26 protein-coding genes are annotated in these 25,850 nt (G+C 35.2%); 22 read left to right on the forward strand and 4 right to left on the reverse strand.

Going from position 1 to position 25,850, the window contains the following annotated elements:
- Nucleotides 1-12: 12 nt before the first annotated feature.
- The 8 genes from argF (at nucleotide 13) to dinB (ending at nucleotide 9,544) form a co-directional block, all read left to right on the forward strand.
- The gene (argF, locus tag MHB61_RS10820; protein ID WP_004254507.1) at nucleotides 13-1,077 is read left to right on the forward strand and encodes an ornithine carbamoyltransferase; all 1,065 of its coding nucleotides are present in this window, start codon (nucleotides 13-15) and stop codon (nucleotides 1,075-1,077) included.
- A gap of 130 nt (nucleotides 1,078-1,207) precedes the next feature.
- On the forward strand, nucleotides 1,208-2,788 hold the full coding sequence (locus MHB61_RS10825; RefSeq protein ID WP_014570783.1) for a basic amino acid/polyamine antiporter: 1,581 nt from the start codon (nucleotides 1,208-1,210) through the stop codon (nucleotides 2,786-2,788).
- A gap of 16 nt (nucleotides 2,789-2,804) precedes the next feature.
- Nucleotides 2,805-3,749: a carbamate kinase gene (arcC, locus tag MHB61_RS10830; RefSeq protein WP_137016321.1), complete on the forward strand. Its 945-nt coding sequence runs from the start codon at nucleotides 2,805-2,807 to the stop codon at nucleotides 3,747-3,749.
- A 31-nt stretch (nucleotides 3,750-3,780) separates the two neighbouring features.
- Nucleotides 3,781-4,725: a carbamate kinase gene (gene arcC, locus MHB61_RS10835; RefSeq protein ID WP_014570782.1), complete on the forward strand. Its 945-nt coding sequence runs from the start codon at nucleotides 3,781-3,783 to the stop codon at nucleotides 4,723-4,725.
- Between the two features lie 263 nt (nucleotides 4,726-4,988).
- Entirely contained in the window at nucleotides 4,989-6,119 is a 1,131-nt protein-coding gene (locus MHB61_RS10840; protein WP_014570781.1) for an aminotransferase, read from the forward strand.
- Nucleotides 6,120-6,310: 191 nt separating this feature from the next.
- A complete protein-coding gene (locus tag MHB61_RS10845) occupies nucleotides 6,311-7,804 on the forward strand; it encodes a basic amino acid/polyamine antiporter (protein ID WP_014570780.1) in 1,494 nt (497 codons plus the stop codon).
- 78 nt (nucleotides 7,805-7,882) lie between these two features.
- On the forward strand, nucleotides 7,883-8,374 hold the full coding sequence (locus MHB61_RS10850; RefSeq protein ID WP_010906273.1) for a prolyl-tRNA synthetase associated domain-containing protein: 492 nt from the start codon (nucleotides 7,883-7,885) through the stop codon (nucleotides 8,372-8,374).
- Between the two features lie 78 nt (nucleotides 8,375-8,452).
- Nucleotides 8,453-9,544 carry a DNA polymerase IV gene (gene dinB / locus MHB61_RS10855; RefSeq protein WP_004254532.1) on the forward strand — a complete coding sequence of 364 codons (1,092 nt, stop codon included), beginning with the start codon at nucleotides 8,453-8,455 and terminating at the stop codon, nucleotides 9,542-9,544.
- On the opposite strand, the gene MHB61_RS10860 is transcribed toward dinB, so the two are convergent.
- Nucleotides 9,495-10,160 carry a prepilin peptidase gene (locus MHB61_RS10860; protein ID WP_004254535.1) on the reverse strand — a complete coding sequence of 222 codons (666 nt, stop codon included), beginning with the start codon at nucleotides 10,158-10,160 and terminating at the stop codon, nucleotides 9,495-9,497. The genes dinB and MHB61_RS10860 overlap by 50 nt on opposite strands.
- 166 nt (nucleotides 10,161-10,326) lie before the next feature.
- On the opposite strand from MHB61_RS10860, the gene MHB61_RS10865 reads away from it, so the two are divergent.
- Nucleotides 10,327-10,773 carry a Dps family protein gene (locus tag MHB61_RS10865; RefSeq protein ID WP_004254538.1) on the forward strand — a complete coding sequence of 149 codons (447 nt, stop codon included), beginning with the start codon at nucleotides 10,327-10,329 and terminating at the stop codon, nucleotides 10,771-10,773.
- An 82-nt stretch (nucleotides 10,774-10,855) separates the two neighbouring features.
- Here the strand turns inward: MHB61_RS10865 and MHB61_RS10870 are convergent, their stop codons facing one another.
- From MHB61_RS10870 to MHB61_RS10880, 3 genes are read right to left on the reverse strand one after another with little or no spacing between them, the layout of a single operon-like run.
- On the reverse strand, nucleotides 10,856-11,242 hold the full coding sequence (locus tag MHB61_RS10870) for a rhodanese-like domain-containing protein (RefSeq protein WP_004254540.1): 387 nt from the start codon (nucleotides 11,240-11,242) through the stop codon (nucleotides 10,856-10,858).
- A 2-nt stretch (nucleotides 11,243-11,244) separates the two neighbouring features.
- Nucleotides 11,245-12,216, reverse strand: coding sequence for an ROK family glucokinase (locus MHB61_RS10875; RefSeq protein ID WP_004254542.1), 972 nt, complete (start codon nucleotides 12,214-12,216; stop codon nucleotides 11,245-11,247).
- 33 nt (nucleotides 12,217-12,249) lie between these two features.
- A complete protein-coding gene (locus tag MHB61_RS10880) occupies nucleotides 12,250-12,471 on the reverse strand; it encodes a YqgQ family protein (protein ID WP_010906270.1) in 222 nt (73 codons plus the stop codon).
- 192 nt (nucleotides 12,472-12,663) lie between these two features.
- Between MHB61_RS10880 and MHB61_RS10885 the strand changes: the two genes are divergently transcribed.
- The 13 genes from MHB61_RS10885 (at nucleotide 12,664) to pyrH (ending at nucleotide 25,753) form a co-directional block, all read left to right on the forward strand.
- Complete coding sequence (locus tag MHB61_RS10885) at nucleotides 12,664-13,392, forward strand: LytTR family transcriptional regulator DNA-binding domain-containing protein (RefSeq protein WP_004254546.1); 729 nt, start codon at nucleotides 12,664-12,666, stop codon at nucleotides 13,390-13,392.
- A gap of 299 nt (nucleotides 13,393-13,691) precedes the next feature.
- Nucleotides 13,692-14,018, forward strand: coding sequence for a lactococcin 972 family bacteriocin (locus MHB61_RS10890; RefSeq protein WP_004254552.1), 327 nt, complete (start codon nucleotides 13,692-13,694; stop codon nucleotides 14,016-14,018).
- A 9-nt stretch (nucleotides 14,019-14,027) separates the two neighbouring features.
- On the forward strand, nucleotides 14,028-16,004 hold the full coding sequence (locus MHB61_RS10895) for a bacteriocin-associated integral membrane family protein (protein ID WP_223203826.1): 1,977 nt from the start codon (nucleotides 14,028-14,030) through the stop codon (nucleotides 16,002-16,004).
- Entirely contained in the window at nucleotides 16,005-16,631 is a 627-nt protein-coding gene (locus MHB61_RS10900; RefSeq protein WP_004254567.1) for an ABC transporter ATP-binding protein, read from the forward strand.
- Between the two features lie 336 nt (nucleotides 16,632-16,967).
- On the forward strand, nucleotides 16,968-17,741 hold the full coding sequence (locus MHB61_RS10905; protein ID WP_137016324.1) for a hypothetical protein: 774 nt from the start codon (nucleotides 16,968-16,970) through the stop codon (nucleotides 17,739-17,741).
- Nucleotides 17,742-17,756: 15 nt separating this feature from the next.
- Nucleotides 17,757-18,215 (forward strand): hypothetical protein, encoded by a 459-nt coding sequence (locus tag MHB61_RS10910; RefSeq protein WP_010906266.1) that lies wholly within the window; start codon nucleotides 17,757-17,759, stop codon nucleotides 18,213-18,215.
- A gap of 187 nt (nucleotides 18,216-18,402) precedes the next feature.
- Complete coding sequence (typA, locus tag MHB61_RS10915) at nucleotides 18,403-20,235, forward strand: translational GTPase TypA (RefSeq protein WP_025016832.1); 1,833 nt, start codon at nucleotides 18,403-18,405, stop codon at nucleotides 20,233-20,235.
- 96 nt (nucleotides 20,236-20,331) lie between these two features.
- Entirely contained in the window at nucleotides 20,332-20,583 is a 252-nt protein-coding gene (locus MHB61_RS10920; protein WP_004254583.1) for a DUF3165 family protein, read from the forward strand.
- Between the two features lie 87 nt (nucleotides 20,584-20,670).
- Nucleotides 20,671-21,609: a class I SAM-dependent methyltransferase gene (locus tag MHB61_RS10925; RefSeq protein WP_004254589.1), complete on the forward strand. Its 939-nt coding sequence runs from the start codon at nucleotides 20,671-20,673 to the stop codon at nucleotides 21,607-21,609.
- Nucleotides 21,610-21,803: 194 nt separating this feature from the next.
- Nucleotides 21,804-22,991 (forward strand): acetate kinase, encoded by a 1,188-nt coding sequence (locus MHB61_RS10930; RefSeq protein ID WP_137016326.1) that lies wholly within the window; start codon nucleotides 21,804-21,806, stop codon nucleotides 22,989-22,991.
- A 156-nt stretch (nucleotides 22,992-23,147) separates the two neighbouring features.
- A complete protein-coding gene (locus MHB61_RS10935) occupies nucleotides 23,148-24,335 on the forward strand; it encodes an acetate kinase (RefSeq protein WP_004254599.1) in 1,188 nt (395 codons plus the stop codon).
- A 164-nt stretch (nucleotides 24,336-24,499) separates the two neighbouring features.
- A complete protein-coding gene (locus MHB61_RS10940) occupies nucleotides 24,500-24,952 on the forward strand; it encodes a hypothetical protein (protein ID WP_010906263.1) in 453 nt (150 codons plus the stop codon).
- A gap of 84 nt (nucleotides 24,953-25,036) precedes the next feature.
- Entirely contained in the window at nucleotides 25,037-25,753 is a 717-nt protein-coding gene (gene pyrH / locus MHB61_RS10945) for a UMP kinase (RefSeq protein WP_004254608.1), read from the forward strand.
- The last annotated feature ends 97 nt before the right edge of the window (nucleotides 25,754-25,850 follow it).

Consider the following 25,850-nt stretch of genomic DNA (forward strand, 5'->3'; position numbering starts at 1 on the left):
GAAGAAAAAATAATGACATCACCACTTATTACAAAAGCAGAAGTAAACTCAGTATTCCAAGGTCGCAGCTTACTTGCTGAAAAAGATTTCACACCAGCTGAAATTAACTACCTTGTTGATTTTGGTCTTCATTTGAAAGCATTGAAACAACAAAACATTCCTCACCACTACCTTGAAGGTAAAAATATTGCCTTGCTCTTTGCAAAAACTTCAACTCGTACACGTGCTGCCTTTACAACTGCTGCAATTGACCTTGGTGCTCATCCAGAATACCTTGGAGCTAACGATATTCAATTGGGAATTAAAGAATCAACAGAAGATACAGCTCGCGTGCTTGGTTCAATGTTTGATGCTATCGAACGTCGTGGATTTTCTCAAAAAGAAGTTGAAGATTTGGCAAAATACTCTGGTGTTCCAGTTTGGAATGGTTTGACAGATGATTGGCATCCAACACAAATGATTGCAGACTTTATGACTGTTAAAGAAAACTTTGGACATCTTAAAGGTTTGACATTAGTCTACGTAGGTGATGGTCGTAACAACATGGCAAACTCACTTATCGTAACTGGTTCTATGCTTGGTGTGAATGTTCATATTGTTGCTCCAGATTCACTTCATCCTACTAAAGAAGTTATGGATATTGCAAATAAATTTGCTGAAAAATCAGGTGCTAAACCTCTTGCAACTTCAAATATTGAAGAAGGTGTTAAAGGCGCAAACATTATTTACTCAGACGTTTGGGTATCAATGGGAGAATCTAACTGGGAAGAACGTGTTAAACTTTTGACTCCATACCGTATCACAATGGATATGCTTAAAATGACTGGAAATGCTGACAATGGTCAATTGATCTTTATGCACTGCTTACCAGCATTCCATGATACTGAAACTGAATATGGTAAAGAAATCAAAGAAAAATATGGTTTGACAGAAATGGAAGTGACTGACGAAGTATTCCGTTCTAAATATGCTCGCCAATTTGAAGAAGCAGAAAATCGTATGCACTCTATCAAAGCAATCATGGCTGCAACTTTGGGTAATTTATTTATCCCAGCAGTTCCTGAAGATTTTAAATAATTAAAATAGATAATTTGTCAGTTTACTGACAGAGCTGTCAGTAAACTGATAGATTTTGATTTAAGTCGTTGAAAGCAGTCTAAGATAAAATTAGACTGTTTTGGCGGTTGAAATCACTGAAAGGATTGATATGGACGCAGAAAATAAAAAAGGAATTGGCCTTGCTGCTTTAGTTGCGATTATTGTTTCTGGAGCGATTGGTGGTGGGGTATTCAATCTCTCTAACGATTTAGCAACAAATGCATCACCTGGTGGTGTTGTCATTTCATGGATCGTTATTGGTTTTGGTATTTTAATGTTGGTTTTATCACTAAATCATTTGGTGGTAAATAAACCTGAACTTTCAGGTGTATCAGATTATGCACGTGCTGGTTTTGGTAATATGGTTGGTTTCATTTCAGGTTGGGGTTATTGGTTATCTGCATGGGCAGGTAACATTGCCTTTGCTGTTTTGATGATGACTTCCGTTGACTATTTCTTCCCCGGCGTATTTCAAGCTAAGAATGGTTCTTTGACCATTCTGTCAGTAATTGTTGTTTCAATTGTTTCGTGGGGATTGACCTTACTCGTTATGCGAGGTGTTGAAGGGGCTGCTGCTATTAATGCAATTGTCCTCGTTGCAAAATTGATTCCCTTGTTTGTTTTTGTAATTGCTGGAATAGTAACATTTAAAGCTGGAGTATTCAGCGCTCACTTCTGGCAAAATTTCGTTGCGAATACAAATGCTGATGGTGTCATCAAGAGTTTAACTTGGTCAAATATGACTGGCGGAGATTTATTCAGTCAAGTCAAAGGTTCACTTATGGTTATGATTTGGGTCTTTGTCGGTATTGAAGGTGCTGCTATGATGGGTGACCGTGCAAAACGTAAATCAGATGCCGGTAAAGCTTCAATTCTTGGTTTGATTGCCTTGTTAGTAATTTATATCTTGCTCTCATTATTACCATTTGGTTTTATGAGTCAACAAGAGTTAGCAAACACAGGACAACCTGGTTTAGTTCATATTTTGAACGCCATGGTTGGTGGTTGGGGTGGCTCACTAATGGCCATTGGTCTGGTGATTTCACTTCTTGGTGCTTGGTTATCATGGACAATGCTTCCAGTTGAGGCAACACAACAATTGTCAGAACAAAAATTACTTCCTAGTTGGTTTGGTAAACTTAATGACAAAGGTGCACCTAAAAACTCACTTTTGTTGACACAATTAATAGTTCAAATCTTCTTGATTGTTACTTATTTTGTAGCTGATGCTTACAATGTCTTTGTTTACCTTTGTACTGCTGTTATCATGATTTGTTACGCCTTAGTTGGTTTATACCTCTTTAAATTAGGGATTCAAGAAAAGAAAACAAGTAACATTATTATTGGTTTCATCGCAGCTGCTTTCCAAATTTTAGCATTGTACTATTCAGGTTGGCAATTTGTTTGGCTTTCATTAATTCTCTATGCTGTTGGTTTCATTCTTTATGCTTTGGGCAAAAAAGAATATGGCACTAAAATGTCCACAGCAGAATTAATTGCAACTTTTGTTTTAACAGTTTTAGGAATCCTTGCTGTTTTTGGAGTATATGGAAACTGGCTTGGCTTGCAAGATGCACTTGGAATTGATGGTAATACATTACTTGTTGCTGTTGTTCCACTGATTGTAGTGACATTTATTGTTTACTTTGTCGTTCGTAGCGATATTAACAAAAAAGAAATAAAAAATTAAGCGAAGGGGTACAGAAATGGTAAAACGTATTGTTGTAGCCCTTGGTGGGAATGCTATTCTGTCGAAAGACCCATCAGCGAAGGCTCAAAAAGAAGCACTTGAAGTTACAGCTGAACAATTGATGCCATTAATTAAAGATAATGACCGGCAAATGGTTGTGACTCATGGAAATGGACCACAGGTTGGAAACTTACTTTTACAACAACTAGGTTCAGATAGTGAAAAAAATCCAGCTATGCCATTGGATACAGTTGGAGCAATGACCCAAGGTGAGATTGGTTTTTGGACCGTTCAAGCATTTACAAGAGCAATGGCAAATAATGGCTTGGAGCGTTATCCAGTTATTTCAGCAGTGACTCAAACATTGGTTGATGAAAATGATCCAGCTTTTAAAAATGCTAGTAAACCAATTGGTCCTTTTTACACAGAAGAACAATTGCCAGAAATTAAGAAGCAATTTCCTGATTGGGAATTAATGGAAGACGCTGGTCGCGGATATCGCCGAGTAGTTCCAAGTCCTAAACCACTTGAAATTATTGAAGCCAAAGCTTTTGGACCAGTCTTAGAATCTGGTAGTCTATTGATTGCTTCTGGCGGTGGTGGAATTCCCGTCATTAAAGATGGTAAGGGTTATCAAGGTGTTGAAGCCGTAATTGATAAAGATTTCTCTGCAGCTAAACTGGCTGAGATGGTTGGAGCAGACGAGCTTTTGATTTTAACAAGCGGTGGTGACGTATATTTGAACTATGGGAAAGAAAACCAAGTTCATTTGGAAACAGTCAAAGTTTCTGAAATGCGCAAATATGTTGACGAAGAACGCTTTGGAAAAGGTTCAATGGGACCAAAAGTCGAAGCAGCTGTCAGTTTTGTTGAACGAACAGGTAAGACTGCTACAATTACTAGCCTTGACAATGTTGAAAATTTTGTCAAATCTGGTAGTGGAACAAGAATTGTTCCTTAAATAAGAACAAAGATAGAGGAGAAATAATTTCATGGTAAGACGTATGGTCGTAGCCCTAGGTGGTAACGCTATTTTAACAGATGACCCAACAGCAAAAGCGCAAGAAAAAGCACTTGAAACAACAGCAGAACAATTAATTCCTCTTATTAGAAATAATGATGTGGAAATGGTTGTCACTCATGGTAACGGACCACAAGTCGGAAATCTTTTATTGCAACAATTAGCGGCGGATAGTCCTAAAAATCCAGCTATGCCAATTGATACAGCTGTTGCAATGACTCAAGGACAAATTGGTTTCTGGATGGGGCAAGCTTTTACGAGAGCTTTGATAAAAAATAATATGGAACGTGTTCCAGTCATCTCTGTAGTGACTCGTACAGTTGTTGATAAAGATGACCAAGCCTTTGAAAAACCTACTAAACCAATTGGTCCATTCTACGATGAAAAAGGATTGGCAGAAATGAAAGCTCAATACCCCGACTGGGTATTTGTTGAAGATTCTGGCCGAGGCTATCGAAGAGTAGTTCCAAGTCCTAAACCAACACGTATCGTTGAAGCCGAAGCGATTAAGCCACTAATCTCATCAAGTGTTTTGGTGACTGTATCTGGTGGTGGTGGAATTCCTGTCATTGAAACTAAGGATGGTTATGAAGGGGTTGAAGCTGTTATTGATAAAGACTTTTCAGCAGCGAAAGTAGCTGAACTTGTTGAAGCAGATAACCTTTTGATTTTGACTGCGGTAGATAATGTTTTTGTTAATTTCAATAAACCTAATCAGAAAAAACTAGAAACAGTAACAATGGCAGAAATGAAAGCTTATGTTGAAGAAGGTCAATTTGCTGCAGGTTCAATGCTTCCGAAAGTCGAAGCAGCAATGGAATTTGTTGCTCGTACCGGTCGTCCTGCAACAATTACTTCTTTGGAAAATCTTGAAGATTTCCTCAATAATGATTCAGGAACAAAGATTATTCCTTAAAGATAAAAATGCTACATTTTTGATGTAGCATTTTTTTATAAATGTAGTCTAAAAATCGATAAACTTTCCGATATTTTATCAATAATTATTGTACAATTAACATGTAAACGATTTATATTGATAAAGTTACTGACAAGATGTAAGTATCGGCGATAAATATTAAGGTAAAATGATTACTAAATCTGTCAGTAAAAAAATAAAGAGAGGAAGACAAATTTAAATGATTTTTTTTTAAAAAATATTTAAATTTGCAAATAAAACTTATGGAACTTGTACAATTTGGTTGTGAAGACTGGCTCAATGTTTGGGAAAAATCTGCAACGATTGATATTGCTCAGTCAACCATTGATTCGTTATCTTTGGAAGAAGTTTTGGCCTTTGAAGAAGATAATGGCGAAGCTTTTATGTCACAGATGATGAAAGAAAAATTCAGTTATGGTTGGATTGAGGGTTCACCAGCCTTTAAATCAGAAGTGGCAAAACTTTATAAAAGAGTGCCAGAGGATAATATTTTATCTACAAATGGAGCTACCGGAGCAAATTTCCTTACAATTTTAGGATTAATTGGTCAAGGCGATCATGTGATTGCTCAATATCCTTCTTATCAACAACTGTATGATTGGCCTAAAACATTAGGTGCCCAAGTTGATTATTGGCATATTAAAGAAGAAAATAATTGGTTGCCACAAATTGAAGAATTACGTCGTTTAGTTAAAAGTAATACAAAACTTATTTGTTTAAACAATGCGGCCCAACCCACTGGAGCAATCATGAGTCCTAAATTTTTGTCAGAAGTGGTTGAAATTGCACGCAGTGTTGATGCTTATATTCTTTGTGATGAAGTTTATCTTCCACTAGATGAAGAAACGCCTTATTCACCTATTGCTGATTTATACGAAAAAGGAATATCAACTAACTCTATTTCTAAAACTTACTCTGTACCAGGAATTCGTGTGGGTTGGGTAGCCACTCAAGACCGTGACCTTTGTAATGAATTTAGAAAAATCCGGGATTATACCTTGATTTGTACCGGGGTATTTGATGACGCCGTAGCGGCTTTAGTATTGAAACATAAAGATAAAGTACTTGAACGCGCTCGTAAAATTGTCAAAGGTAATTTATCAATTTTGAAAGAATGGGTGGAAAATGAACCTTTAGTCTCAATGGTTTATCCCAATGCAGTCTCTGTAAGTTTTGTTAAATTTGAAGAACTTGATCCGACAAAAACTGAAGATTTTGCAATCCAACTTCTTCGTGAAAAAGGTGTCCTAATTATTCCTGGAAATCGTTTTGATTTACCAGGCTATGCTAGGATTGGGTATTGTACAGATGAAACAACCTTACGTCAAGGCCTTAAACTCTTATCTGAATTTTTGAGAGAATATCAGGTTTGATATATTCTTTATAAAATACATTTCTGTTTTACTAAAGTGTATAAAAAGTGTATAATAAAGAACTGATAGTATAATTATAATTGAAGAATATAAAATAGTCTCTATATTCAAGAGACTCTTTTATATTTATAAATGATATTATACAAATTTAATTATAGGAAATTTATGATTAAATAGTAGAAAGTGAGTAAATGGAAAACAAGAAAACAAAAGGGATTAGCCTTTTTGCACTATTAGCAATTATTATTTCTGGAGCAATTGGAGGTGGAGTCTTCAATCTTGCTAATGACCTCACCAATGGTTCAACACCCGGTGGAGTCATGATTTCATGGCTCTTTATCGGTTTTGGGATTTTCATGCTTGTCTTGAGTTTTAATCGACTGATTACAATTAGACCCAAACTTTCGGGAGTCTCTGATTATGCTCGAGAAGGGTTTGGAGACTTTATCGGTTTTCTATCAGGATGGGGTTACTGGATTTCAGCTTGGACTGGAACAATTGGTTTTGCAGTTTTAATGATGACATCTGCTGACTATTTCTTCCCTAGCAAATTTGCTAATTCCAATGGTTCGTTGACTGTTTTATCAGTAATTATTGTTTCAATAATCTCATGGATATTAATGTTTCTAGTTGACCGAGGAGTAGAAACTGCCGCCCTTGTAAATGCGGTTGTTATGATTGCAAAGCTCATTCCTTTAGTTGTATTTTCAATCACAGGGATTATCCTATTTAAAGCTGACGTATTCACTCAACATTTTTGGCAAACTTTCACAAGCAATCTAGCTGCGGATGGGTCAGTCAAAAGCCTAGTTTGGCATGCGATGACTGCTGGTGGACTCCTTGATCAAATTAAAGGCTCGCTGATGGTCATGGTCTGGGTATTTGTAGGGATTGAAGGCGCAGCGATGATGGGAAATCGGGCAAAGAAAAAATCGGATACAGCTAAAGCGACAATTATTGGTCTAGCAGTTTTGCTTGTCATTTATGTCCTTTTATCATTACTTCCTTATGGTTATATGGACCAGGCAAGTTTGGCAAATGTTAAAGCACCAGGCTTAGTTTATATTCTTAACGAGATGGTTGGTGGCTGGGGCGGAAGTCTGATGGCAATTGGACTAATGATTTCCTTATTAGGAGCTTGGCTTTCGTGGACAATGTTACCAGTTGAGGCGACACAACAATTGGCAGAGCAAAAACTATTGCCAAGTTGGTTTGGTAAGCTGAATAAATATCATGCGCCAAGTAATTCTTTGCTTATTACTCAGCTGATGATTCAAATCTTTATTATCATTACATATTTTGTAGCCAATGCTTATAATGTCTTTATTTATATGGCAACAGCTGTAATTATGATTTGTTATGCTTTGGTTGGAGCTTATCTTCTTAAAATTGGGATTAAAGAAGGTTCAATTAAAAATATATTAATAGGATTTTTCACCTTTGCTTTTCAAGCTCTGGCCCTTTATCTTTCAGGTTGGCAATATGTTTGGTTGGCGATGATTCTTTATACGATTGGTTTCATTTTATTTATTAAAGCGAAAAAAGAAAGTCGACAAGCAATATCAGTCAAAGAATGGGCAGGAATGTTCATTGTGGCCTTACTAGGAGTTTTAGCAATTCTGGTCTTGATTTGTGGCGCAAAATCAGGAACAGCTTTAGATCTTCGGGGATTACTAGGCTACTAAACAAAATATAAAAATAAGTTGTCTTATATAAATTAATTTTATCGGTATTTTTCTAAAAGTGAATAAAGGAGAGAATTGATGAGAACTTTTTCAGAAGTTAAGGAATTATTAGCTGAGCTTGAAATTCCTTATAATATAGTAGAACATCCAGCAAGTCATTCAACTGAGGAGTCGGATAACTACATTAAAGATTATGAAGGTTGTCGTTCCAAAACTTTAATCTTAGCCAATAAAAAGTCTACCCAGTTCTATATGATAATTATGGATGATGCTAAACAGGTTGATATGAATCGCTTGGGAGAAATTATTGGAGTGAAGAGACTTCACTTTGTCTCGGAAGAACGACTAGAAGATATGCTTGGATTAAACTCCGGAATTGTTTCTCTTTTTGGACTTGTTGGTAAACATTATAATAATATGCATATTTATTTTGACCAACAAATGCTAGATGACTATCAAATTCAAACTTTTCATCCTAATGATAATACCAAAACTATTTTCTTTGCGATGGATGCTTGTTTTACAATTTTGAAGTCGCAGGGTTATGAATATCAAATTATTGATTTATAAATTAAAACTCTTACTTGTTAAGAGTTTTTTTGTAATCAATCTATTGAGTCTGAAAACTAATTCTTGTATAATAGCAATATGTTAACTTTCCCACTCATCAATGACACTTCGCGAAAAATCATTCATATTGATATGGATGCCTTTTTTGCTTCTGTTGAAGTGCGTGATAATCCGAGTTTAAAAGGTAAGCCGGTTGTTATTGCCAGAAATCCATTACAGACAGGTGGACGTGGCGTGGTTTCAACTTGTTCTTATGAAGCGCGTGCTTTTGGAATACATTCGGCAAGTGCTAAAGAAGCTTATGATCTTTGCCCACAAGCTATTTTTATTTCAGGAAACTATGAAAAATACACAAAAGTAAGTAAACAAGTTCGTGAAATCTTTAAATGTTATACCGATGATATTGAAGCAGCTTCAATTGATGAGGCCTATTTAGATGTAACAGAAAATAAAATCGGTGCTCAATCAGCAATTAAAATTGCTAAGTTGATTCAGCATGATATATTTGTTGAGTTAGGTTTAACCTGTTCTGCAGGAGTTTCTTATAATAAATTTTTAGCGAAAATTGCATCTGATTATGAAAAGCCCCATGGCTTAACCTTAATTATGCCAGAAGAAGCATTAGAATTTTTAGCAAAATTACCGGTGGAAAAATTTCATGGTGTTGGAAAAGCAACAGTTCCTAAATTGCACGCACTAGGTTTCTTTAATGGGGGAGATTTACAAAAAGCAGACCCAGTTGATTTAGCTGAAAGATTCGGAGTTTATGGTTGGGAGCTTTATCAAAAGGCCAATGGAATACATAACTCGAAAGTCAAAAATTACCGTGAGCGAAAGTCAGTTGGAAAAGAACGAACTTATGGTAAACTATTATATCTTCCGGATGATATTAAAGCAGAGTTGAGTAAAATTTCTGGCAAAGTTTCCGACTCATTAAAGAGTCATCAATTAAAAGGAAGTATTGTCATTTTAAAATTGAGATATTCTGATTTTACAACATTGACAAAAAGAAAATCTTTAGCAGAAAAGTTAGAAAGTCCAGAAGAAATTGCAGAAGTAGCACAAGAGATATTTGAAGAGCTTGAATATGATGAAAGTTTAGGAGTAAGGCTTTTAGGGGTTACGGTGACAGAATTTGGTGCCCAAAAAGCAACATTAGATATGCAATAGTTAGAAACGGGATGAAGGCAATTTCAACTCGTTTTTTTGTGATTAGATAATAAATGATACCAAGTGAACAAGCGATTTGAAGGAGCAGCATTTCGTTTAAGAAAGTTAGAGAAAATGAAGCGGTAAAAAACCATAAAAAATCACCGCTGCCAACTCTTAAATTGAATTTTTCAGCTAAGACGGCTAAAATAAGCCAAAAATAGAAAAGGGGAGAAAGAGGAAATATTAAAATAAAACTGAGTGCAAAAATAAACCAGATAACAAAAGGAAAACTGTGCTGACGATAATCAAAAGCAGATAAAATTAGTGAAAGAATAATCAGTAAAAATTGACTAGGTTTAAGATAATTTACCCAAGCTAAAACAAAAATTAAAGCTGATGAGAACTCCAAAAAAACATATAAATATGGAATTTTACTTTTACAATAACGGCAATGTGAGCCAGAGCTTATTTGAGAAAAAATAGGAATTAGATCACGATAGGCTAAAAGTTGCTGACAAGAATCACAATGTGAGCGTCCAAAAATAATTGATTTTCTTAGTGGAATACGGTCAACTATTAAGCCAAAAAAGGAGCCAAAAATACTTCCAATTAAAAATATAAATAAAATGTCCATACTAATCTATACGAAATAAATGAAGAATTGTAACTTTAAATATAGCGAAAAAAGAAAATAAGTAAATCATTTGAGAAAAAAATCTCATTGGTTTATAATATATTTATAGAAAAGTTAATATTAAGTTTCTTTATGACATTTAATATTTAAAAAATGGAGGTTAGTTATGTCAAATGAACACACACAAGAAGTTTTAAATCAAACAGTTGCTGATTTATCAAAAGCATCAGCACTTGTTCATCAAATCCACTGGTATTTGCGTGGTCCGGGTTTTCTTTACCTACACCCAAAAATGGATGAATTGAAAGATCAATTGGATGAACATTTGGACGAATTTGCAGAACGTCTAATCACTATTGGTGGTTCTCCAGTTTCAACTTTAGCAGAATTTGATAAAAATTCTAAAATTGAAATGACTCCCGCCGTTTGGGGAAAATCTAATTCAGAACGTGTGAAAGAATTGATTGTTGCTTACAAATATTTGACTCAACTCTTCAAAGATGGCATTAAAATTGCTGGTGATGATGGTGATGATGTTACAGTTGACTTATATACGACTGCTCTTGGAGATATTGAAAAAACACTTTGGATGATTGAAGCTGAAGTAGGTTAATTACTTTATAAATAAAAAACTCTCTGTCAGTTAATGATAGAGAGTTTTTTTATTTGAAATTTACTAATAAGACGATTAGTAATTAGATACCAGATTTAGTTTTACCATTCCAAGAATTCAAACCACTTTTAAGGATATAAACTTCAGGAATGCCAGCTTTTTTTAGTTTTTTAGCAACTTTTGCTCCGCCAACAGGACGACCATTTTCATAAATGAGTACAGGTTTATGTTTACTTAAGGCATTTAAACTTTGGTCAATTTGTCCAGCAGGAAGATTACGTGCACCAAGAATATGTTTAATACGAAAATCTTTTGCTTCACGAATATCAATTAATTGAGAAGTAGGCATTAAACGAGCAAACTCAGCTTCTTCAACAAGTTTAGCATTACGACGAAGATTCCAACGAGGATAGACAAACATTCCGATAATTACTAAAACAAGAATGATATCAATGATAATAATAACCAAAATTATTCTCCTTTAAATTTAAGAGCAAGACTTGCGGCACCGATAATTCCAGCGTCATTTCCAAGGACAGCAAGTTTGATTTTACTTGAGTTACGAACAGTTGAAAAGGCATATTTAGTGAAATATTTTTCAACTTTTTCACGTAAGAATTCTCCAGCAGCAGAAACACCACCACCGATGACGATTGAAGCAGGGTTCAAAGTAGAACCAAGGTTTGCACAAGCAAAACCGAGATAATAAGCAAATTTATCAACAACGGATAAGCTGAAGTGATCTCCTTCTTGAGCTGCAAAGAAGATGTCTTTAGAAGTCACTTCATCACCATTGTCAATAGCTGCTTTAATAGTAGAATCACCTTCATATTCTTCAGCGAATTTACGAGCTAAACGAACGATACCTGTTGCAGAAGTTACTGTTTCCAAGCAACCGCGATTTCCACAAGTACATTCAAAACCATAAGGGTCAACACAAATGTGGCCAATTTCGCCACCAGCTCCGGCAACACCATGAACGAGCTCACCTGAAGCGATAATTCCGCCACCAACACCAGTTCCAAGAGTAATGAAAACAACATCTGGATTATTTTCACCTGCCCCTACCCAACGTTCGCCAAGAGCAGCAACGTTAGCATCGTTATCCAAAATGAATGGAAGGCCAACACCTTCAGAGATTGGTTTACCTACTTCTTGAGTATCTGCCCAGTTTAAGTTAAAAGCAGCTTTTACGGTACTTTCAGAAATATTTACTGAACCTGGTGTTCCCATTCCAATTCCAAGAAATTCAGATTTGTCCAAGTTATAAAGGCTTAAACGGTGGTTGATTGATTCAATAATATCAGGAACGATATGTTTTCCATCTTCTAAAATATTTGTCGGGATAGACCATTTATCTTGAACCTCACCATCGAGTGTCAAAATTCCAAATTTAATTGAAGTTCCACCAAGGTCGATACCGATAATTTTACTTGCAGTCATGTTTTTTTCTCCAATCTGACAATAAAAAAAGAATCATTTTTTATTGGTCGTAGATTTTTTCTTTTCAATTCTCTCTTCACGTGCCAAAATCAAGCGAGCAGTCAAATAGTCATGGTCGCTTTTTTGAAATATTCCTGATTCAAGCATTTTTCCTAATTCAATTTGCATAAAAGCAATCGCATCCAAACGATCTGGAAAAAGATTGATGTATCCATATTTTTTCAGCATTTCTTGCACGTCATAGAGAGTTTTCATTACTACATTTTACCGTATTTGATAAAGGCTTTCAAGTCCAAGCTATATGTAAAAGAGAGCGAATAGCGCAGAATTTGCTTATAAAATGGTATAATACAATATAATTTGAAAACGTAACTAAAAAGATATTTAATGGTAATGATGCTTTTGGAATAAGATTATAGTTAAAATTTACTTGTTGAAGGTAAAAAAATGAATAGAATTTTGATTGATGCGGACTTTTATGCAGTAAATCGCTTGGAGCGATTTGTTCTTGAAAATGAAAAAGAACTTGGGATAAAAGACGAGATCGATGCAACAATGGTATTCTATAATCATCAGCATGTCTATAAATTTCTTCAAATTTACCTTAATGAAGTTAAGACTTATTTTATAAAAATTGTACAAAAAGAAGAGTTCGAAATACTGAAAAAAATACAGAAGTTAGAAAGTAAGGCATTTTTTCTTATTTATACTGATAATCCTGACTTAAAAGATGAATTATTGAACTTTACTACCTCTCCGTTATGGACTCAAATGACTGTGGCCAGTGACTCTGATACTGAAGTTAGAGAAATGATTAAGAAAGTGTTGCTCTACTGTTTTACAAATGAGCTAAATATTGTCGAAATCAGTGGTTATCCAATTTCGATAGATTCTCTTTTATATATTGAAGCGGACAAAACACATCGAAATTATCTTAGAGCCATCACAAAAGATAATGAATGTTTAGTTCGTGGTACGATTTCTGATGTAAAAAAGAAAATTCCCAATTTACTTGCACTTGGACGCGGTTTACTTGTTGATACAAATAAAATTCGTCGAATTGAAGAAGACGGATTGACGCTATGTTTCAAACAAAGCTTGAAAAAAGTCAAAGCACCGGCGGTTTGCAAAAAAGAGTTAAAAGAACTCAAAAAACATTCAAAACGAATAAAATAATCACTCTTTTTTAGGGTGATTTTTGTTTTTACCTGATAAAAACTCAATTTCATCACAGAAAATGCGATTTCGTCACAAAAATGATGAAATTATGCAAAAAAAGATTGTAAGCAAAAATGAAAGGGTTTACAATCGGAATATAGAAATTTAACATCAACTTAAAAATGTTAAACAAACGAATTCGACCAGAGGCTTGTACACCCTCAAAGTGAGGAAAGGAGGTACTAAAAATTTTGTTGTAGTAGAATTTTTAAAAAGTTCTACAAAAGATTAAAAATTTTTAGAAAGGAAGTAGAAAAATGCAAACTAAAAAATTACTTGTTTCAACACTTATCCTTGCGACTCTCGGCGGAACGCTCCTTCAAGTAAGCCCTGTATTCGCTATTAATCGTTCAACTTATTCTCAAGGCTCAACAAATGACAAAAAGTATGGTATGGGAGCTTACGCTACCTACTGGAACAACTATGGGAACCATTGGGCTGAAGTAACTTACGGGGATAAATATGGAGGTAGAGTTGTCAGTGTTCATGCGAATCAACAGGCCTATGCATGGTTAAATACGCGTTGGGCAGAACCTGCAACTTTCTATCACAGCAATGGCTGGGTAGGCACTAGAAGTTGGTAATAAATGCAGATGAAAAAACTAAAGTATGTTTTTCTGACTGTGGCTATTGTGTTAGTCACAGCCTTTTATGCTATAAGTATTGAGAATAAAAGTCAAGATATTATTGCAGACCGCCTTCCGCAAGGGGCTCTTGTCATGAATAACATCAATCAAAAGTCAACGCAGATTCCGAAGAATGAGCAGGTTGTTGCGACGTTAGATAACTATGCAATGAGTCATCAGTCATTCATTGTTTCTACAGTTGTTAGACCTGAGGGAAACGGGAGTTTTAAGCCGAGCTATATGACTTTTGGAGATGGGAAGCTTGCGAGTAATATGCGTTTATTTCCTAAAGCTAATCGAGCTGAAAATGATTTACTGGGAATGGGAGCGACCTACCATATCATGACAGGTCATACGAGTTCTGAGGAACTGAGCAATTACTTGAGCAATAAATTTCACGTGATAGCTGTACCTGTTCAGCGATTGACAATCTTAGGAGAGTACTATAATATCTATGGTAATCCACAGGCTGTAACCTTATTGATAAGTATCTTTCTGGCTTTTGTCGGTTTAGCTATTTTTGTAAGAATCTCAGAGTTACGAAAATCAGGAATAGAGCTTTTGTCTGGAAAGACCTTGTTGAATACTGTATTTTCAGATAGTATTCGTGATATAAAGTTTATCTCAATTTTGACGATTATTGCTATGATAGGGACTTCTAGTTACTTGCTCATAACTGGTCTAAGCAACCTGTCGCTTCACATTTTTGCTTTATTTTCTATCCTCTTTTCTTCTTTGATATTTGTGCTACTGTCATGCTTAGTAAGTGCAATAATCATGCTTATCCTCTCTCGGAGTCAACTCAATTCACTTATTAAAGGAAAATTGCCGACAACAGTTTTGATGGTTCTTGTGGTTTTGATGCAATTTGTTGTGAGTATTGTCCTTGTCACAAGCCTATCAGGAATTCACTATAATCAAATCGAATTAAAAAAACAGGACGCTGATTTAGACAAATGGAAGCAACAAAAAGATTATGACACGATTTCTGGTGCACCAAATCTTAAGGTTAGCTCTCAGGAAGTAGAAGCATGGTGGAACTTTTATAATATTGAAGTAACGAAAGATGATGCGATATTCGTTAGACATAATTTGTTTGATGGACCAGAAGAAAGTAGCGACGAACAACTCATTGTCACACCAAGTTATCTGAAAGCACAACATATAAATGTTAAAGAAGACTTTTCTAATCTCAAACTTGGAGAATATGGACTCCTGATACCAAAAAATCAAATGAAAAATCGTCAAAAATTGATTGCTCAGTACGACAAACTATTGACGGAAACAACACAAAATGGCAAAAAAGAGACCAAGATGAAGGCGAAATACGTTGAAGAAGTACCAAATGGCGAAAAACGTTTTATTTACAATGTGGCTTATGAGAAAATGACAACGCAACAAGAAATCTCTGACCCAATTATTGTTGTGATAACACCGCAATCATCAGGAGAAGAAACGGGCATATCATGGGCAGGGGATAATGATTACTTTTTTGTGAAAGGTAAAGAACAAACGCTTAATAGGCTGAAAGAGTTGGGACTATACGATAAGGTTCATTATTTAGTTAATGCCTATGGACAGTATGAAGCACAGACAAATCTTGTAAAAGAGAGTTTAAGTATGGCAATCATATCAGCCATTATAACGATTATTGTCATTAGCTTTTTCTATATTTTACTCCATGTCCTTTACTTTACTCATTTCAGAAGAACAATCGTAATAAAATTTATTTCTGGAATGCCCAACTTGAGAATTCATCGTCGGTTCATTTTTGTAGAGTTGGGATTACTTTTGATTTTATTACCAACATTGACAATAATCAGCAATGAGTTTTTATATTCTCTTTTTGTTGTAAGTGCTTTGTGGTTTATTTCGCTCATTATCCTACTTGTTCAAATGAAGAATTTTGAAAATGGACAAATAAATAGTTTGAAAGGAGAATAGATGTTTGAATTAACTAATATTATAAAAGAATTTTTACATAGAAAGGTTTTTGATAACTTTAAATTAACCTTTGAAGCTGGGAAAGTTTATGCCATTATTGGTCAATCAGGTTCTGGTAAAACAACCTTACTGAATATGATTGCTAAACTTGAATCCTACGAAGGAAGTATTCTTTATGAGGGAAAAGAATTATCAAAAATCAAGAAACATTCCTATTTTCTAAATGATTTGTCTTATCTTTTTCAAAATTTTGGATTGATTGAAAATGAAACGATTGATAAAAATTTGGATTTGGGATTGATTAATCAAAAGTTATCCAAGAAAACTAAACAAGAAAAAAAGCTTGAAACTCTGGCACAAGTTAATGTAGCCTATTTAAAACTCAATCAAAAAATTTATGAATTGTCAGGTGGTGAGGCACAGCGTGTAGCACTTGCTAAAGCGATTTTGAAAGATTCACCGGTTATTTTGGCGGATGAACCAACAGCAGCACTAGATTCTGAGAATAGTGAAGAAGTGATGAAACTGCTTTTGAGTATGAAAAATGAAAATCGGATTATTATTATCGCTACGCATAATCCTGTTATTTGGGAAATGGCAGATGAGGTTGTTGAATTGTCCAGATGAGGTAATATATTGGGGTGATTTTTACTTTTTACAATGAAAGTATCAATTTCATCACAAAAAAATGATTTCGTCACAAAAATGATGAAATTGTGCAAAAAAATATTGTAAACGAAAATAAAAAGGCTTACAATTAAAGTATGAATAATGATAGAAATAAATCTTGAAAGAGAGGGAGGACCAATGGAAAATTAATAAAGTTCAATATCAACTCAAAGATATATCGTGCAAAAAGAAAGTGGGTAATTTTTTAATGAAAAATATAACATCAAGTAAGTTATAATTTAAAGACTAGCTCTTAGATTAGTAACTTACAGACTAAGAAAAGAGTATTTAGTTATGAATGCGAAAAAAATTATTATTGGCACACTTGTTGTCAGTGTATTATTTGCAACTGGACTTGCTGTAAAAGCAGATGGTGCATTAGCACCTAATGTTGATGTGTCTAAAAATGGAAAAGTTAATTTGAATATACTTAAAAAGGCAGATAAAATAATAACAAATACGAAAAAGCAAGTTAAATATGTTGTAAATAATGGTGTTACATTAGATAATACTAGTGGTGGGCCTAATTTGGCTGCACCTGTGACGGTGGATAGTCAGGTAATTTCGAACGATAAAGGTACGATTATGGGTGTAAGGACCTATACAGCAGATTTAAGCCAAGCAGAAGTAGTTAAAAAAGTGGGTAATTTGAATGCAATGTCCTTTGGAGAATTTTGGGGTACAAAAGTTTTTGCTGCCAGCCAAAATCAGACAAATTCAGATAAGACTTATTCTGTTACGTTTAAACTGAATATAAATTGGATAGTATCTAATGGCTATACTTCGCTAACAAAAGTAACAGGTGGCTATGGTTCTTGCATTGACCATGTTTATGTTGCTAATTCTAGTGTTACTACTGCAACGAATGGTCAGATTAAAGGTTCAAGTGGTTATACTCAACAAGTTGATGACAAATCAGAAGGGAATAGTTTATCGTGGTCAATTACGCGAAACTATAAACCTGTAAAAGTTCCAGCAAGTGGGGCAAATGTAGGAGCTACGTATTTTGCCACACTTAAACGGGGAAATAGTACATGGAAATTCCAAACAACAAATAGAGCTTATTAAGTGGGAGGAATTGGAATGAATATAAAAGGCATAAAAATTTGGCAAGTATTTCTTGCATTCATCATTTGGATAGGAACCATGTTTCTTCCTGCAACGGTAAATCAGGCTAAATTGAATACGAATTTTGACTATAAAAAAAGTCGAGAAAATTTCTTTTATTTTCTTTTTCATCAAGTCCCTTTTTATAGTTTCATTTTGGGATTGGTGTTGCTTATATCACTTTTTCTCATTTATAGGAAAATAAATTTTAGTGTCTATTTTTCTTTTGCTAGTCTTATTTTTTACATTAGTTTCTTAGTTATAGCTTTTCCGTCTATGATTATTTTTAATCATAGTTTATCTGGGAATACTTTTGGGGCTGAACTTTCTATCTTTCTAACCTTTTATGGAGCTGGATATATTATTGCTGTTCTATTTGGTTTAGTTGCTTTTCTTTTACTCTTTCTCTACAGTTTAAGAATAAAAGAATGTTAACAACATAATCATTTTTACTGATTTTATTAATTATAAAAAAATAAAGAACTCCTTAGAAATTTTTCTTTGGGGTTTTCATTTTGGAAGTAAAAAAATCTTTGTTAGGCTTGTAAACGTGTGCATTTACAGCTTTTAGAAAAGTGTGCTATAATGGGTTAGATATATACGAAAGTAAGGTATGATAAAATTGACTAAATTACGCGAAGATATTAGAAACGTCGCTATTATTGCCCACGTTGACCATGGTAAAACTACATTGGTTGACGAACTCTTAAAACAATCTCAAACGTTGGATGCTCGTAAAGAATTAGCTGAACGTGCGATGGACTCAAATGCACTTGAGCAAGAACGTGGGATTACTATCCTTGCCAAAAATACAGCAGTTGAATATAACGGAACTCGTATCAACATCTTGGACACACCAGGTCACGCGGACTTCGGTGGAGAAGTTGAACGTATTATGAAAATGGTTGATGGGGTTGTCCTCGTTGTCGATGCTTATGAAGGAACAATGCCTCAAACACGTTTTGTTTTGAAAAAAGCTTTGGAACAAAACTTGACTCCAATCGTTGTTGTTAATAAGATTGACAAACCATCTGCTCGTCCAGCTGAAGTTGTTGATGAAGTTCTTGAACTTTTCATCGAACTTGGTGCTGATGACGAACAATTGGATTTCCCAGTTGTTTATGCTTCAGCAATCAATGGTTCTTCATCAATGTCTGATAATCCAGCTGATCAAGAACACACAATGGCAAATATTTTTGATACAATCATCGACCATATCCCTGGCCCAGTTGATAACTCTGATGAACCTTTACAATTCCAAGTTTCACTTTTGGACTACAATGACTATGTTGGACGTATTGGTATTGGACGTGTTTTCCGTGGAACAATCAAAGTTGGGGACAGCGTTACTTTGTCTAAACTTGATGGTTCAACTAAAAACTTCCGCGTTACTAAACTTTTTGGTTTCTTCGGTCTTGACCGTCAAGAAATCCAAGAAGCAAAAGCTGGTGATTTGATTGCTTTGTCTGGTATGGAAGATATCTTCGTTGGGGAAACTGTTACACCTTCAGACCACGTTGAACCATTGCCAATCTTGCACATTGACGAACCTACTTTGCAAATGACTTTCCTTGCTAACAATTCACCTTTCGCTGGTCGCGAAGGAAAATGGGTAACATCACGTAAAGTTGAAGAACGTTTGGTTTCTGAATTGCAAACTGACGTTTCACTTCGTGTTGAAAACACTGAATCTCCTGATAAATGGGTTGTTTCTGGTCGTGGTGAATTGCACTTGTCAATTCTTATTGAAACAATGCGCCGTGAAGGATATGAACTTCAAGTTTCACGTCCTGAAGTTATCATCAAAGAAATTGATGGTGTTGCTTGCGAACCATTTGAACGTGTTCAAATCGACACTCCTGAAGAATACCAAGGTTCAATCATCCAAGCGCTCTCTGAACGTAAAGGTGATATGCTTGATATGCAAATCACTGGTAACGGTCAAGCGCGTTTGATTTTCCTTGTTCCTGCACGTGGTTTGATTGGATTCACAACAGAATTCATGTCAATGACTCGTGGATACGGAATTATGAACCATACTTTCGATCAATATCTTCCAGCTGTTAAGGGAGAAATCGGTGGACGTCACCGTGGTTCTTTGATTTCTATGGATTCAGGTCAAGTTACTTCTTACGCAATGGGTTACGTTCAAGAACGTGGACAACTTTTTGTTGATGCAGGTACTGAAGTTTATGGTGGGATGATTGTTGGTGAACACAGTCGTGATAATGATTTGACTGTAAATATCACTAAAATGAAACAACAAACAAACGTTCGTTCTTCAAATAAAGACTCTACATCTGTTTTGAACACACCAAAAATTCTTTCACTTGAAGAATCTTTGGAATTCCTTGGAGATGATGATTACTTGGAAGTAACTCCAGAATCAATCCGCTTGCGTAAACAAATTTTGGATAAAGCAATGCGTGAAAAATCAACTAAGAAGAAAAAATAAGTTTAATCAAATAGAGAAACTTGATTTTCAATTATTGAAAGTTTGATGATGAATAAATTAATTTTTCGTTAGTTCTTGTCATTGGAAAGGAGAAAAATGTTCTATATTATCTTGTTGATTTTAGTTGCCTTTGCGTATATTTTCATGATGCCCAAAGACGTTCGGCGGAGTATGGACATTTTCTTCTTTGCTGGTGTTGGAGTTCTAGTTCTTGCTTTTGCTGTGGCCCAGGCGGTAAGCCATCGGTCATTACTTTTAGAAATTATCGGTATTGTGGCGATGCTTGTCGTAACGGTCAGAGCTTGGATGGAATTGGAAAAGTTGGACAGTCGAAAAAGAAAAAAATAAATGATTGATTGATTAATAATCAAGCAATGAATAAAACTGTCAAAGTTTGGCAGTTTTATTTTGATTTTGTAGAAATGGAGAAAAAACATGGATATGGAAAAAGTGGCTCAAGGTTTTGAGCTAGTTGTTGCAAATATTATGTTACTATCTGAGAAATTGGGTACAGATTTTTATGATGCTTTTGTAGAACAAAATGCTGCTTTTTTAGACGATACTGACCAAGGAATTGTTGAATTGTCAGTAAATAATGACAAACTTCGTCAGTTAAATTTATCAAATAAGGAGTGGCAAAAACTTTTTCAATTTGTTTTGTTGAAAGGGTCACAAGTCGCACCACTTCAGCCCAATCATGCAATGACTCCAGATGCAATTGGTTTAATTTTTAATTTCATTATTGAACATCTTAATAAAAATTCTGAACTTCGTTTAATTGAATTTGGGTCTGGCATGGGTAATCTTGCTGAAACGCTTTTAGTTAATCTTAATAAAAAGGTTGATTATGTAGGCTTTGAAGTTGATGATTTACTTTTAGATTTGTCTGCTTCAATGGCTGAAATTATGGGGAGTCAGGCTGAGTTCATGCAAATTGATGCAGTACAAAAGCGTTTGATGGAACCTGCAGACGTTGTTGTCAGTGATTTACCAATTGGTTTTTATCCGGATGATGAAGTTGCAAAGAATTTTGAAGTTGCGACTACTGACGGACATACTTTTGCTCATCATCTTTTGATTGAGCAATCATTTAATTATTTAAAAGAGGGTTCTTTTGCCATTTTCCTAGCTCCAGAAGATTTACTGACAAGTCCTCAAGGACCACTATTAAAGGAGTGGATTAGTAAACATGGAAGTGTGATGGCTATCATCACTTTACCAAAATCACTTTTTAATGCTGATGCTAAGGCGATTTATGTTTTGAAAAAGGGGCCGGCTGCACATGCAACTTTTGCTCACCCTTTGTCTTCACTGACAGACAGAGAAAGTTTAGAAGTCTTTATGGAAGAATTTACAAAAATTGTAAAATTATAAGATTGAAATTACTGACAGGTTCTGTCAGTAATTTTTTTGGTTAAAGTGTATGAAAATAATTGAATTTGAAAAGGTTTTTATTTTAAAAACTACATCTTGAATTAAGCTCGTGAATCATGACCGAAAAACACAAAAGGAATTGTAATTGTGTTATAATTTAACCGTATTTCAAATTCAAGGAAGGTTTATTAAACATGACCAAAACATTAGCAGTTAACGCTGGTTCATCATCTATGAAATGGCAAATGTATGAAATGCCAGAAGAAAAAGTTCTTGCCAAGGGATTAATCGAACGAATTGGTTTGAAAGATTCGATTGTGACCGTCAAATTTGGTGAGCAAAAAGAAGAACGCGTTTTTGACATTCCAAATCATACAGAAGCAGTAGAAGTTTTACTTGAAGATTTAAAACGATTGAAAATAGTAGAGGAATTTACTGAAATTACAGGTGTAGGACATCGTGTGGTTGCTGGAGGTGAAATTTTCCAAAAATCAACAGTTGTTACACCAGAAGTTTTGCAACAAGTTAAAGATTTGTCAGCTCTTGCTCCTTTGCATAATCCAGCAAATGCTGCAGGAATTGAAGCTTTTTTGAACTTACTACCTGATGCAACTTCAGTAGTAGTTTTTGATACAGCTTTCCATACAACGATGCCTGAAAAAGCATTCCGTTATCCATTGCCTAAAAAATATTATACAGATTATGCTGTCCGTAAATATGGGGCTCATGGAACTTCACACATGTATGTTTCACAAGAAGCTGCAAAATTACTTGGAAAACCAATTGAAGAAACTAAAATTATCACTGCTCATATCGGGAATGGCGCATCACTGACAGCAGTAAAAGGTGGGAAATCAATTGATACTTCGATGGGATTGACACCACTTGCTGGAGTAATGATGGGAACACGTACAGGTGAGATGGACCCTTCTGTTTTTCCATACCTTATTGAAAATGACTCTGAGTTAAAAGATGCTCAAGGTGTTGTTGATATGATGAACAAAGAATCTGGTCTCTATGGTGTATCTGGTATTTCATCAGATATGCGTGATATCATTGCTGCTAAAGATACAGATACTGATGCAAAACTTGCATTTGAGATGTATGTTGACCGAATTCAAAAATTTATTGGTCAATATTTGGCCGTTTTGAATGGGGCTGATGCTCTTGTCTTCACCGCTGGTATTGGTGAAAATTCGGTTCCTGTTCGTGAAGCAATTCTTTCTGGATTGACTTGGTTTGGAATTGAAGTTGACCCTGAGAAAAATGTCTTTGGCGTCGAGGGAGAAATTTCAACACCTCATTCACGCGTAAAAGTTTTTGTGATTCCAACTGACGAAGAGCTTGTAATTGCTCGTGATGTTGAAGCACTTAAAAAATAATTAATTAAAAGATTTTGTTCTAAAACAAAATCTTTTTTATTTTTAAAATGACATAAAATGATAAGTTCTGGGAATCCTTGAGGGAGGAGAAATGAAATCAGACATAAAATATGATATAATTTTAAGAATAAAACGCATACATTAAGGAGAGTAAGTATGGAAAAAACGCTCGCTGTCAATGCAGGCTCCTCGTCATTAAAATGGCAACTTTACGAAATGCCGGAAGAAACCGTGATTGCTAAAGGAATTTTTGAACGTATTGGTTTGTCTGGCTCAATCTCAACAACTAAATTTAACAATGAAGAACACGTTAGAAAACAAGAAATTGTTGACCATCGTCAAGCTGTTTTGTTATTAATGGATGAATTAATTCACTTTAAATTAATTCATGAATTCCGTGAAATCACAGGAATTGGCCATCGTGTTGTTGCAGGTGGGGAATTTTTCAAAACTTCTACGGTTATTAGTCCTGAGGTTTTGGCTGAGATTAAAAATCTTTCAACTTTGGCTCCTTTGCATAATCCTGCTAATGTTTTAGGGATTGAAGCTTTTCAACGTTTATTACCAGATGCACTTGCAGTTGCTGTTTTCGACACTGCTTTTCACAGTACTTTGCCAGAAAAGGCTTATCGTTATCCTATTCCAACAAAATATTATGAAGATTATTCAATCAGAAAATATGGAGCACATGGAACGTCACACATGTATGTCGCCCAAGAAGCGGAAAAAGTTTTAGGAAAACCATTGGAAGATTTGAAGCTAATTACGGCTCATATCGGAAATGGAGCTTCAATTACAGCAATTGAAGCTGGAAAATCTGTTGATACTTCAATGGGATTTACACCACTTGCTGGTGTAATGATGGGAACACGTGCAGGTGAAATGGACGCCTCAGTCATTCCTTATATGTTAGAGAGCGACCCAAGCCTTAGAAATGCTCAAGATGTGATTGACATTCTCAATAAAGAATCTGGAGTTCTTGGGGTGTCAGAACTCTCAAGTGATATGCGTGATCTTTCAGAAGCTGTGGCTAAAGGAAATCCTAAAGCGATTCTTGCTTATGAAATGTATGTTGACCGTCTCAAGAAATTTATTGCCCAATATTTTGGAGTATTAAATGGGGCTGATGCTCTTATTTTCACGGCTGGTGTTGGTGAAAATGATACAGCTGTTCGGACTGATGTAGTTAATGGACTTTCTTGGTTTGGCATGGAAATTGATGAAAGTAAAAATGTTCGTGGAGCATTTGGTATCATTTCTAAACCAGAGTCTAAAGTGAAAGTACTTGTTGTGCCAACAAACGAAGAATTGGTTATTGCTCGTGATGTTGAAGCTGCTAAATAATTAGATAAAATTTACTGACAGAAAATTGTCAGTAAATTTTTTTACTTATGAAAAAGCTGTCAGTAAATTTTTTTACTTATGAAAAAGCTGTCAGTAAAGTTTTGACAAATGGTTTGTCTTCTATAAAAGAAAGCGCTATAATTAGGGTGAATGGAGGGAAGGTTATGGAGGATGTACCAAAAGTTACAAAAGCTGAAATGTTGCCAGGAGTGCGTTTACGTTTAGAATTTGATAATGGACAAGTTCGATATTATCCTGTTCATGAGCAAATTGATTTGCTGATGAATCCTTTTGATGTGAGTAAGTTAAAAAAGACATATGGCGCAAATTTGTTTCTTGGGGGAATGGTTTCATGGATTGGAAATGAGATTAAGATTGAACCTAATGGAGATTTGTTACTTAATAAATCGGTGATTCCTGCTGAAATTCTTTGGAAACACAGTCTTAAACATGTTGACAGTCTGGACCCGGAAAAATTGAAAGAGTTAGAAGAAATCAAGCATCCAATTTGGCAAGGTTTTAAAAGTCTTAATTTAATCTTTTGGATTGCGGGGATTCTTTTTGTGATTTATTTACTTATTCAATTGTTGGGACACCTGGGTTTATTGACATCATGATAGTTTCTAAAAAGGCTTTGATTAGTCTTTTTTTCGTGAGCATTTTATGGTAAAATAGAGAAAATATAATAGAATAGGTGCAATATGGCTGAAATTAAATATAAACGCGTACTGTTAAAACTTTCGGGAGAGGCCCTCTCAGGCGAAAAAGGTTTCGGATTTGACCCTGAAACAGCAAAAGCTGTCGCTGAAGAACTCAAAGAAGTCCATGATTTGGGCGCAGAACTTGCGATTGTTTGCGGTGGTGGTAATGTTTGGCGTGGAGTTACTGGTGAGAAAGCCGGAATGGAACGTGCTCAGGCAGATTACATGGGAATGCTTGCAACAATTCAAAATGGATTGTTCATTCAAAGTGCTCTTGAAAATATTGGGGTTGACACACGAGTGATGACAGCCATTGAGATGAAAGCTGTTGCTGAACCTTATATTCGTCGTCGTGCTGAACGCCATTTAGAAAAGGGACGTGTTGTCATTTTTGCTGGGGGAACTGGTTCGCCTTACTTCTCAACTGATACAACTTCTGCATTACGTGCTGCGGAAATTAATGCTGATGTCATTTTAATGGCTAAAAATGGTGTTGATGGTGTTTATAATGCTGACCCTAAATTAGTTGCTGATGCTATTAAATTTGAACATTTGACACATATGGATGTTATTACCAAAGGCTTGCAAGTAATGGACAGTACGGCTTCAACAATGTCAATGGATAATCATATTCCACTTGTTGTTTTCAACATGAATGAAGCTGGAAATATTACACGTGTCGTTCGTGGTGAAGAAATCGGAACAACGGTTGAATAAGATTTACTTACAAAAAAGTTGTCAGTAAATTTATTCATTAAAAAATTACTGATGGAAATACTAGCATATTCGTAAACGCTGAAGCGTCAACGACTAT

This window comes from Lactococcus sp. FSL K6-0773, assembly GCF_038006485.1.
Classification (GTDB): Bacteria; Bacillota; Bacilli; order Lactobacillales; family Streptococcaceae; genus Lactococcus; species Lactococcus lactis.